The organism is Photorhabdus akhurstii, assembly GCF_019090985.1.
Lineage (GTDB): Bacteria > Pseudomonadota > Gammaproteobacteria > Enterobacterales > Enterobacteriaceae > Photorhabdus > Photorhabdus akhurstii.
Genome location: NZ_CP020335.1, coordinates 4,285,162 through 4,296,904 on the forward strand (window position 1 = coordinate 4,285,162; position 11,743 = coordinate 4,296,904).

Sequence of the window (11,743 nt, forward strand, 5' to 3'; positions counted from 1 at the left end):
CTCGCATAGTTCAGTACCATATAAGGCTAATTCTGGATCTAAGCCATATTTATTTACTAAATTAGTATCCATACCAGAAGTAAGTTTATTTGCATTTAAATAATCAACTAATTCATTCCAAATATGTATTACTTTGTTAATGCCCCTAGTCTTTCGAATTCCGATATATAAAAATTAGCATTTGTATTAGTTATTCCAAGTTTTTCCAACTCTGAAACAACTTCAAACTCTGTTTTTCCATTGTCTATTACTAACCAAACCCTATATGCATCTGAATTGATTTCACATAATGCTTTTTTTGCGAAAAGTATTAATTTCCCATCTTTACACAAGACTCTATACCATAAATTCTTTATTATTGGTTTATTATTTTCATCTGATAATGAAATATCGGATGTATTAGCTATTCTTTTTTTTGTAAAAGATACATTGTAACTAAAAAGATCTTTTCCTTGACAATAGTCTAAAGTTAATTGCCACATTTTTGCAACTGAATTTATGTAATCAATTGTTGCAATATCATTGATTACATTAAATTTTGAACAAATCATCAAGTATATAGATGTTATTGGATGGTCTTTTCCAAACACCTTCATTGCATTTTGATAGCGCCACTTTATTAAAGTGGATGTGTTTTCACTTGAAGCCAGGATATAATCCATTGCTGAATTAACTGTTCGTTCAAAGTTGAATGCTGCTGATATTAGGTCATTATTTAAAATATTTCCAATCCCATCGGAAAAACACTTTTCTCCAAAGTTTTTTGCTTTGGTCTTAAGTATTTCACATAATTTAGCTTTATTTATTCCTCCTTTTAATGTGTCAAAATTATTTGATTTTATAATCGATTCCCCTGTTAATATCCTATGAGATAAATGTAATTTATACCAATCGGAGTTTAAGCTTCCATTGTTGATTATCTTCATGATTTCTTTTATCTCTTTTAAAGAGATTATTGTCACTTCTAACATTCCGATATCGGATGGTATAAATATCTCTTCGCATTCTTTTTCTAATTCTTCTTCCAATATAACATAGACATCATAATCAGATTTTGGCGTTGCAAACCCTTCAATGACTGAGCCTGACAAGTAGCAAGTATACAGATCAGTATCATTAAATTTTTTATTTATTATTTCTGTTATTTTCCTTTTTACGTTAATTATGTCCATGCTTTACCTTTTATCTTATAAATGAAAGAACAAATAAAGGAATAAAGGTTATGATATACCTTTATTCCTTTTTCTATTAATTAGGTGACGAACTCATTAAACCATTATCATAATTTAATGTTTCATCATCAGTTAGCGGTCTAAATGCTTGTGCTGTTATCACATTCACTTTATTCCCCTCCGGGATGTTTGTTTTGACAAATTACACTGGATTAAAATTTAATTCAGTTTTGTAATATTAACAGTTTTTATTATTTCAGTTATATAATAGTTAATTATTTGTGGGTATCATCACAACTAAAAATGTAACCCATTGAAAAAATTGTACATTTTTTGTTATTTTTTGTGATGAAAATTGTACCGAGCTTGGTATGCTTTTCAATAGGCTGATTTTACGTAATTACTTGAATTTATTGTCATTATTCTCTCGGCCATGCATTCAATGCAGTGATCATCATGTAAAATTCCGTCATTTATTAAAAAATTTTTGATGGCCAAAGTTGACGTGAAGTGCCCATTTTGTCAGCAGACCTCACCCTTCATCAAACGATAGAGAACTTCGATAGCAGCTTATAGTTTAATTTTTTCACCGCTGCGATTAAAAATGCAGAATATATATTTTGGTACTAACCATTCCACTTCATTTATTTAGATTAAGTTTTAATTTACACTATCCCGAATTTATTTATTATTAATCATAATCCATATTAATTAAAATAGCCAAGTTATGAATATAAGTAAACTTGGCATATTTACAGAACAACAAAGACATTTATTTACAACATTGAATTGTCTTTTAATACCTTCTCTAAGCTAGGAAAAACAGTAAAACCGTCGCGATCTAAAAAATGCCCGCCATCAGGGAAGCCATATAATTCAGCCCGGAGCTGCTGACTTAAATTTAATGTAAACTGTGGAGGTACAATTTCATCATTAAGCGATAATATTACTATTCGTTGGTTTATTCTGTGTATAAGAGGATGAAAATCCAAGTTCTCCTCAGTAAATATACTTAATTCGGGTAAAGTCGATAATTTTTCATAAAATCCTGCAATTAATACAATCCCGCCAATATTTACATTATCAGGTAAAGATGAAATATAACGGAGTGCGGCAATACAACCCAAGCTATGCCCAATAAAAAGCGTTTTTTCATTAGGATTAGGCACACTCTCCTGCAACTTTTCTTGCCATAAATGAGGTGAAGGAGCGTGAGATTCAGGCATTTCCGGCACTATTACCTGAACATTTGACCTTTCATATTGACTTTTAAGCCAAGGAAACCAATGATGATCAGGAGTCGCCATAAGGCCATGAACAATAACTATATTATCAAAATTCATCAATTCACCTCATTATACAAAATGTGTCTTATTTACTATACATGCGCACCGCACAAGTACAAAATACTATTATTTCATTTTTATAACCATCTTTTTCATCATGACGTTTGAAGTCAGATAATTATACCTTGCCCTAACCTATTAAATAACAAGTGCTCTATTCCAAGCATAGAATGATACCCGTAAATATAATTTATTTATAATTTTTAAAATTAAACTACAGCTTATTCATCTAATATTGAAATTTTAAAAACCGGATACTCCTGAGATAAATTGAAAGTAGAATACTTACCTTAAATTTCCCTTGAATAGCCGGTCGCGCTCTATAAAGCTCCAGAAATTAATCTCGATACATGGATTCAATTTCGTTATGGTAACGCTGCATAATAATTTTCCTTCGCAATTTTAGTGTTGGCGTTAATTCCCCTGTTTCCATTGAAAATGGATTTGGCAACAATGTGAAACGCTTTACCTGATCGAAGTGAGCGAAGTTTTTCTGCATCTCTTTCAAGCGTTGCTCAAACATATTGATAATTTGACTATGACGCAGCAATTCAACTCGATCATGATATTTGAGGTTAATTGACCTTGCATACTCTTCCAATGCTTCATAACAAGGCACGATAAGAGCCGATACAAATTTACGAGCATCAGCAATAACAGCAACATGTTCAATAAAACGATCTTGCCCCAAAACGCTTTCAATCATTTGAGGGGCAATATATTTACCATTTGATGTTTTCATCAAATCTTTCAGACGTTCAGTAATAAATAAATGACCATTTTCATCCAATTTACCGGCATCACCGGTACGCAACCAACCGTCTTGAGTAAATGCTTTGGTGGTTTCTTGCTGATTATTGAAATAGCCTTTCATCACAATTGGGCCACGCACTTGTATTTCATCTTCTTCACCAATACGGACGTCGATGCCAGGCAATGGTTTGCCAATAGAACCAAGCACGTAACCTTGTTCTTCCCAACAAGAAACTGTGGCGCAAGTCTCTGTCATGCCATAGCCATATTTGATATTTATCCCAACAACGAGAAAGAACAGAATAATCGTTTCGTCCAGACGCGCGCCAGCAGCAGGTAAAAACCGAACTCTGCCCCCCAATACATTACGCAATTTACTCAATACCAATTTATCAGCCAGTCGATGCATTGCTGTCGACCAAGGGCAGCTTTTTTTACCTTGCAACTTACGTAAAAACTGACGCTCACCACATTTAATCGCCCAATTAAAGAGTTTTCTTCGATGCCAAGGAGCCTGAGAAACCTTTTCAAAAACCGCACTATAAATTTTTTCATAAAATCTCGGCACTGCGCACATCACGGTCGGGCGAATATCGGCCATAGCTTGACGAACAAAGTTAGTGTCTGTCAGATAAACATTTTGTGCCCCTACATGCATGACATAAAAACTCCATGCGCGTTCAAAGACATGGGATAACGGCAGAAAACTCAAAGAAACATCCTGATCAGTTAACGCCAGGACATGATCATGTGAATACAACTGATAGGCTAAATTACGGTAATCAAGCATGACGCCTTTAGGCTCGCCAGTTGTACCAGACGTATAAATAAGCGTAAAAAGATCATCCAGATTGTGGTTAGCGATACGGGTTTCCAACTCCGACTGATGTTGTAATTTATCATCAGCCATGAAATCAGATAAATGTTGAGCTAATGAACAATCCCGCAAATCGACTGATTCATCTAAGACAATAATGTGACTTAACTGAGGGCAACGTTCTGTCAAAGTAATAGCAACATCATACTGCGGCTGCCCACCGACAAACAGAATACGCACACTAGCATCATTCAGTATGAAACTCGCTTGTTCTTGACTACTAGTCGCATACAGAGGAACAGTAACCGCCCGAAGTTGTAATACAGCAATATCTGTCAATGACCACGCCATGCTGTTATGTGCAAAGAGACCAATTTTTTCTTGCACATCAACACCAATCTCCAACAATGCCCGGCTAATAGCATTGGTCTTTTTGCCAATATCATTCCAATTTAGTTCGAGTTGTTCAGCCGGAGACCATTGGCGAAAAGCAATTTTCTCTGGGTGTCGTTTGATTTGTTGTTGCAATCGGTTTATCAAGTGATAAGGATGTAAATTTTTAGTTATCACAATTTTTTTCCTGTTCGAAAATTTTTTTTCTTATCGGAGAAAAAACAGTAATTTTATTCTCTGATAATACCTTTTCGCATCACTTATTCGCTTTTCAGCTTACAGGTGTTAGCTATTTCCTCGCAGTCTACCGATTCCTGAACAACAGGAAAAGCCTATTTATCAAAAGTTGAAAAATTTGTGATAAAATAAAAAAACTCACCACCCTTATGCAGTAGTGAGTTTCAAATTAATTATCTGTTACTAAGTTGACTCAACAACGACTTCATCCACTGATGCCCTTTATCTTTCGTTGTAGATTCGTGCCAAATCAAATAACACGGACGACTTACTTGATCCCACGGTAATGAAACCGCCCTTATTGCTAATTGTTCGCTATAGTGCTCAACCAGCCATTTTGGCGCAATTGCAACCAAATAAGTTTGAGAGACAATGTGCAATACACTATTCAAGTCGGTACCCTGATAAACAACCGAACGCAGACGTTCACCTCCATCATAATAGGGAACGCTGAATGAACATATATTATCCAATGATACAACTGCATGATGTTCCTCATACAATTGCTGCTCACTAATACTATTTTCAATTCTTGGATGATGATTAGAAACAGCCAAAACCAACTCATCATTGAATAACGGGTAATGATGAAAATCCATGCGTTCTAGCTGCGTATAGCTAATGACAAACTCAGTTTCCTGGTATCTGAGCTGATGCTCAATATTATCATGTAAATATGATCTAATCGTCACACCCAGATTAGGTGTATTTTGTTTTACCTGTTCAACTATTTTTGCAGCCAGCCTAATATCCAAAGGGCTACAAATTGAAAGACTAAAAACCCTATCACTATTATCAGGTTCAAAACCAACCCCAGGTAACTCATTATATACCAGTTGTAATGCCTGACGGACTGGACCAAATAATTGATGGGCCCTTGCCGTCGGTTGTATTCCACGCCCATAGCGTACAAATAATTCGTCATTGAACATTAGCTTCAAACGAGAAACCGCATTACTGACCGCCGGTTGTGACATTCCTAATATCTGTGCCGCACGTGTCACATTCTGCATTTGCATAACTGCATCAAAAACAGTCAGCAGATTGAGATCCACATTACGCAAATGAATTTCATTTGGATCTTTTTTGGTTGCAGTTACTGAGGTGTATTCAGCCATTGTTTAACTCCACTAAACTCATGCAGATGATCCCGGCTAATAACAAAACATCGGAAATACCTTCATTTATTACTCAGATATTACGATGACTATAACTATTAACGAGATCAATTGTCTTAATCATTTCGATAACAAATAATTAAGACTCGTCCTTGTACAAATCTGAATACGCATAGCTAACCAGCGCATCCCCCTATTAGTGTTAAAAATATATAATTTCAATTAGTAGACAATGTAATGCTCATTATTTATTCACAAAAAAGTACAATTATGTTAACAATTTATTCACCCTGCTATTCTGTATATGATGATAAATCAAAGAATGACACAATTCATAATAAAATTACTGACTTATTATTATTAAACAATTTTATCAGAGTTATTATGTTATAGAATTATTTTTTCAAAGATATATAACATAACTTCCTATTTGTATCTATTTTTCCAATGACAAATGATGTTTTTCAGAAAAATACAAATCCACTTCCAGCTCACCAAACGGAAAATACTTAATTTTAATTAATCAGTATAATGCACTATTTTTATATAAATCTTAGCTCATCACGAAAGTCAAACCCAAACAAAAAAGGATAAAATAAAATCTTTTTAAATATAAACAGATCAACACTTCAATTTACCGCCATAAGAAAAGTAAAACCAAGAATCATATGCCTAAATGAATTCTTGACATCACTTTTAAGATAACGTATCAATAAAAGCATACGAATCACGAACACTCATTAATACTACTGAAAGGTTGGATCGATATGATTCACTCAATTTGTCTATTAAACCTACTACTTATCGTATCTGATATGCGCGGTATGCTGGTGGACAGAAAACAGAGTTGATTCAAAACAGAGTTGGTCCAAACCAGACATTCACAAGAACCCGCGCCATGCGCGGGTTTTTTTACCTGCTGGGCGCAAAAAATAACCACGAGAGGAACGTACATATGAACCAGCAAGTTATTATCTTCGACACCACGTTACGTGATGGAGAACAAGCATTACAAGCCAGCTTATGTGTGAACGAAAAACTCCAAATTGCCTTGGCTCTGGAAAGAATGGGTGTTGATATCATGGAAGTCGGTTTTCCAGTTTCCTCTCCTGGTGATTTTGAATCTGTCCAAACGATCGCTAAACAGATCAAAAACAGCCGTGTTTGTGCCTTGGCGCGTTGTGTAGAAAAAGATATCGATGTGGCCGCAGAAGCATTAAAAGTTGCGGAAGCCTTTCGAATCCACGTGTTCCTGGCCACTTCCAATTTACATATTGAATCCAAGCTGAAAAAAACATTCGAAAATGTTATGGAAATGGCAGCTCAATCAATCAAACGAGCACGTCGTTACACTGATGATGTCGAATTCTCCTGTGAAGATGCGGGCCGTACACCTATTGATAATCTGTGTCGGATCGTTGAAAACGCTATCAAAGCCGGCGCAACGACTATCAATATCCCAGATACTGTCGGTTACACCGTGCCATATCAATTCGGCGGCATCATTACCAATTTGATCGAACGCGTTCCTAATATCGATAAAGCGATATTATCCGTCCATTGTCACGATGATTTAGGGATGTCGGTCGCCAACTCGATCTCAGCAGTACAATCGGGCGCTCGTCAGATAGAAGGAACGATAAACGGCCTGGGTGAACGTGCCGGCAACTGTTCACTGGAAGAAGTTATTATGGCGATTAAAGTTCGTCAGCAAACGTTAGGTGTTTATACTAATATCAACCATCAAGAAATTTACCGCACCAGTCAGTTGGTCAGTCAATTATGCAATATGCCGATCCCCGCGAACAAAGCAATTGTTGGTAGCAATGCATTTTCCCACTCATCCGGGATTCATCAGGACGGGGTACTGAAAAATCGTGAAACTTACGAAATTATGACACCAGAGTCCATCGGCCTGAAAGAAATTCAATTGAATCTGACTTCCCGATCCGGTCGTGCCGCAGTGAAACACCGTATGGAAGAGATGGGATATCAGGATAAAGATTACGATCTGGATAGCTTATACGAAGCCTTTTTACGTCTGGCAGATAAAAAAGGTCAGGTATTTGACTATGATTTGGAAGCCTTAGCTTTCATGAACCTGCAACAGCAAGAACCCGAATTTTTCCATCTGGATCACTTTAATATCCAATCTGGCTCCAATGTGATGGCAACAGCCGCTGTACGTTTAGTGTGTGGCAAAGAGCTGAAATCAGAAGCTGCCACAGGTAATGGCCCGGTAGATGCGGTTTATCAGGCAATTAGCCGAATAACTGAATACCCAATTGAACTGGTTTCTTATCAGTTATCAGGTAAAGGACACGGGAAAAATGCACTGGGCCAGGTAAATATCGTTGTCGAATGCTTTGGGCGTCGCTTCCACGGCATGGGGTTGGAAACCGATATTGTTGAATCTTCTGCCAAAGCAATGGTTCATGCTCTGAACTGCGTTTGGCGTACAGAGCAAGTTAAGAAAGAGAAACAACGCATACAGCAAAATACAAAGGAAATGGTGTAAACATGTCGAACAATTATCATATTGCAGTTTTACCCGGTGATGGTATTGGCCCCGAAGTTATGGCACAAGCCTATAAGATATTGGATGCAATCCGTAAGCGTTTCAATATCCGCATCACCACCAGCGAATATGATGTGGGGGGGATTGCTATCGATCGCCACGGCTGTCCGCTACCGGCAAAAACCATAGCTGGTTGTGAACAGGCTGATGCCATATTGTTCGGCTCCGTGGGAGGGCCTAAATGGGAACATTTACCACCAACAGAACAACCTGAGCGTGGCGCACTGTTGCCATTACGCAAACATTTCAAATTGTTCAGTAACTTACGCCCTGCCCGCCTATATGCCGGATTAGAAGTATTTTGTCCTTTACGCAGTGATATTGCCGCCAAAGGCTTTGATATTTTATGTGTCCGTGAATTAACCGGCGGTATCTATTTTGGTCAACCCAAAGGACGTGAAGGCCAAGGTAAATATGAACGAGCATTTGATACTGAGATTTATCACCGTTTTGAAATCGAGCGCATTGCCCGTATCGCCTTCGAATCCGCCCGCAAACGTAGTAATAAAGTTACATCTATTGATAAAGCAAATGTGTTGCAGAGTTCCGTATTGTGGCGAGAAGTTGTTACTGAGATTGCAAAAGAGTATCCAGATGTAGAAATCAATCACATGTATATTGATAACGCCACCATGCAGTTAATTAAAGATCCATCTCAGTTTGATGTGATGCTGTGCTCTAATATTTTCGGCGATATCTTATCTGATGAATGCGCCATGATTACCGGTTCAATGGGCATGTTACCTTCCGCCAGCCTGAATGAAAAAGGTTTTGGCCTGTATGAACCCGCGGGCGGTTCCGCTCCAGATATTGCCGGAAAAGGTATTGCTAACCCGATAGCCCAAATCCTGTCTGCCGCCTTACTATTGCGTTACAGCTTAGGTCACAATGACGCCGCAAATGCGATTGAACAGGCGGTTAACTACGCGCTGGAACAGGGCTATCGCACAACAGATTTAGCCGGAAACGGTAAAGCAATTAGTACTGATGAAATGGGCAGCGCTATCGCCCGTTATATAGCCGAGGGTATTTAGAATGGCTAAAACTTTATATCAAAAATTATATGACGCCCATATTGTCCGGGAAGTACCGAATGAAACCCCGTTACTCTATATTGATCGTCATCTGGTTCATGAAGTGACCTCGCCGCAAGCCTTTGATGGTTTGCGCACCAAAGGCCGCCCAGTGCACCAGCCAGGTAAAACGTTCGCAACAATGGATCATAACGTATCCACGCAAACAAAAGATATTAACGCCTGTGGTGACATGGCTCGTATTCAAATGCAGGAGTTGATGAAAAACTGTGCCGAATTCGGTATCACATTATATGATCTCAACCACCCTTATCAGGGGATTGTTCATGTCATCGGACCTGAACAGGGCATAACCCTGCCGGGCATGACAATTGTTTGTGGTGATTCCCATACCGCAACGCATGGGGCATTCGGCTCACTGGCTTTCGGCATTGGCACTTCTGAAGTTGAACATGTACTCGCCACCCAAACCCTAAAACAAGCCCGCGCTAAAACTATGAAAATCGAAGTGATGGGTGGTGTCGGTAATGCTATCACCGCCAAAGATATCGTTCTGGCGATCATCGGCAAAACAGGTAGCGCGGGTGGTACCGGGTATGTGGTGGAATTCTGTGGTAAGGCGATTGAAGCGCTTAGCATGGAAGGCCGTATGACTTTATGTAACATGGCAATTGAAATGGGCGCTAAAGCTGGTTTGGTCGCACCGGATGAAACCACTTTTACTTATATGAAAGGCCGCCAGTTCTCACCAAAAGGAGAGCTGTGGGAACAAGCTGTTGCTTACTGGAAGACATTGAAATCTGATCCTGATGCACAATATGACACCGTTATTACCATTAATGCAGAAGAGATCTCTCCGCAGGTAACATGGGGAACAAACCCTGGACAGGTGATCGCCATTGATCAAGCCATTCCTGCGCCCGAATCTTTTAGTGATCCTGTCGAACGTGCATCTGCTGAAAAAGCACTGGCTTATATGGATTTGAAACCCGGTATTAAGCTAACCGATGTGAAGATCGATAAAGTCTTTATCGGCTCTTGCACCAACTCCCGGATTGAAGATTTACGGGCTGCCGCCGCCATCGCACAAGGCCATAAAGTTGCACCTGGCGTTCAGGCAATCGTTGTTCCCGGATCAGGCCCTGTTCAAGCACAAGCAGAAGCAGAAGGTTTGGATAAAATTTTCATAGAAGCCGGTTTTGAATGGCGCTTACCTGGATGTTCCATGTGTCTGGCAATGAACAATGACCGCCTGCAACCCGGTGAACGCTGCGCTTCTACCAGTAACCGCAACTTTGAAGGGCGCCAAGGACGGGGTGGACGCACCCATTTGGTGAGTCCAGCGATGGCAGCAGCAGCAGCGATTAATGGCCATTTTATCGATATACGCCACCCAGCACAGAAGTCATAAAGGAGAGAATGATGGAAAAGTTTATTCAACATACCGGTTTGGTTGCTCCTTTAGATGCTGCAAACGTCGATACTGATGCCATTATTCCCAAACAATTCTTGCAGAAAGTCACTCGTACAGGATTTGGTCAACATCTGTTTCATGACTGGCGTTTTCTTGATGATGCTGGACAAAAACCTAATCCTGAATTCATATTAAATCAGCCTTGTTATCAGGGTGCCAGTATTCTTCTGGCTCGTGAAAACTTTGGTTGCGGTTCCTCCCGCGAACATGCGCCTTGGGCACTAACGGATTATGGTTTTAAAGTGGTTATCGCCCCAAGTTTTGCGGATATTTTCTACAGTAACGCTTTCAACAACCAGTTATTGCCAGTAAAACTGAACGATAAAGATGTCAATGAGCTATTTGATTTGGTTCAACAAAACAAAGCTTGTCGTTTTACTGTCGATCTAGAACAACAGAAAGTTCACGCTGGCAATAAAAGCTATGCTTTTGAAATCGATAGTTTCCGGCGTCACTGTATGATGAATGGTCTGGACAGCATCGGCTTGACATTACAACATCTGGACGCCATAACAGCCTACGAGCAGGAACAACCGGTTTTTCTGCGTTAATTTTTCCTTTATTGATTCATCCCGTAGTTTTCTACTACGGGATTTTTCTATCGACGTCAAAGGCAAGAACAATCCCACCACGTCTATACTCATACAGGCAGTCACTTTTCAGCCACATACAATGTCTTAACTAATATTTAATCACGCCACATCACATTTAAAAGAAATTAACAGATAAAATAGCGATAGTGGCTGGACAAATCGCCACCAATGCCAGATTATTACTCGTTTTAAGCTTAACATGTAAAAAAGAAGCGAGGAGTACATAAT

Annotated in this window: 8 protein-coding genes; 4 read left to right on the forward strand and 4 right to left on the reverse strand. The window is 39.0% G+C overall.

Going from position 1 to position 11,743, the window contains the following annotated elements; all coding sequences use genetic code 11:
• Positions 1-128 precede the first annotated feature (128 nt).
• From B0X70_RS18295 to leuO, 4 genes are all read right to left on the reverse strand, one after another.
• Positions 129-1,172 (reverse strand): nucleotidyltransferase domain-containing protein, encoded by a 1,044-nt coding sequence (locus B0X70_RS18295; RefSeq protein WP_217470053.1) that lies wholly within the window; start codon positions 1,170-1,172, stop codon positions 129-131.
• A 776-nt stretch (positions 1,173-1,948) separates the two neighbouring features.
• On the reverse strand, positions 1,949-2,515 hold the full coding sequence (locus B0X70_RS18300) for an RBBP9/YdeN family alpha/beta hydrolase (RefSeq protein WP_217470054.1): 567 nt from the start codon (positions 2,513-2,515) through the stop codon (positions 1,949-1,951).
• 340 nt (positions 2,516-2,855) lie between these two features.
• Positions 2,856-4,655, reverse strand: a complete 1,800-nt coding sequence (locus B0X70_RS18305) for an AMP-dependent synthetase/ligase (RefSeq protein ID WP_217471766.1) — start codon at positions 4,653-4,655, stop codon at positions 2,856-2,858.
• A 236-nt stretch (positions 4,656-4,891) separates the two neighbouring features.
• On the reverse strand, positions 4,892-5,836 hold the full coding sequence (leuO, locus tag B0X70_RS18310) for a transcriptional regulator LeuO (protein ID WP_036777467.1): 945 nt from the start codon (positions 5,834-5,836) through the stop codon (positions 4,892-4,894).
• 955 nt (positions 5,837-6,791) lie between these two features.
• Between leuO and leuA the strand changes: the two genes are divergently transcribed.
• The 4 genes from leuA to leuD are packed head-to-tail and all read left to right on the forward strand — an operon-like array spanning position 6,792 to position 11,473.
• On the forward strand, positions 6,792-8,354 hold the full coding sequence (gene leuA, locus B0X70_RS18320) for a 2-isopropylmalate synthase (RefSeq protein ID WP_046397110.1): 1,563 nt from the start codon (positions 6,792-6,794) through the stop codon (positions 8,352-8,354).
• Between the two features lie 2 nt (positions 8,355-8,356).
• Entirely contained in the window at positions 8,357-9,448 is a 1,092-nt protein-coding gene (gene leuB, locus B0X70_RS18325; protein ID WP_036777462.1) for a 3-isopropylmalate dehydrogenase, read from the forward strand.
• Between the two features lies 1 nt (position 9,449).
• Positions 9,450-10,859, forward strand: coding sequence for a 3-isopropylmalate dehydratase large subunit (gene leuC, locus B0X70_RS18330; protein WP_036777460.1), 1,410 nt, complete (start codon positions 9,450-9,452; stop codon positions 10,857-10,859).
• An 8-nt stretch (positions 10,860-10,867) separates the two neighbouring features.
• A complete protein-coding gene (gene leuD, locus B0X70_RS18335) occupies positions 10,868-11,473 on the forward strand; it encodes a 3-isopropylmalate dehydratase small subunit (RefSeq protein WP_217470055.1) in 606 nt (201 codons plus the stop codon).
• Positions 11,474-11,743: the final 270 nt, after the last annotated feature.

Bases quoted from the DNA above. Each gene is read 5' to 3' on its own strand.
- B0X70_RS18295 (WP_217470053.1), bottom strand. From the start codon at position 1,172: ATGGACATAATTAACGTAAAAAGGAAAATAACAGAAATAATAAATAAA.
- B0X70_RS18300 (WP_217470054.1), bottom strand. From the start codon at position 2,515: ATGAATTTTGATAATATAGTTATTGTTCATGGCCTTATGGCGACTCCT.
- leuO (WP_036777467.1), bottom strand. From the start codon at position 5,836: ATGGCTGAATACACCTCAGTAACTGCAACCAAAAAAGATCCAAATGAA.
- leuA (WP_046397110.1), top strand. From the start codon at position 6,792: ATGAACCAGCAAGTTATTATCTTCGACACCACGTTACGTGATGGAGAA.
- leuB (WP_036777462.1), top strand. From the start codon at position 8,357: ATGTCGAACAATTATCATATTGCAGTTTTACCCGGTGATGGTATTGGC.
- leuC (WP_036777460.1), top strand. From the start codon at position 9,450: ATGGCTAAAACTTTATATCAAAAATTATATGACGCCCATATTGTCCGG.
- leuD (WP_217470055.1), top strand. From the start codon at position 10,868: ATGATGGAAAAGTTTATTCAACATACCGGTTTGGTTGCTCCTTTAGAT.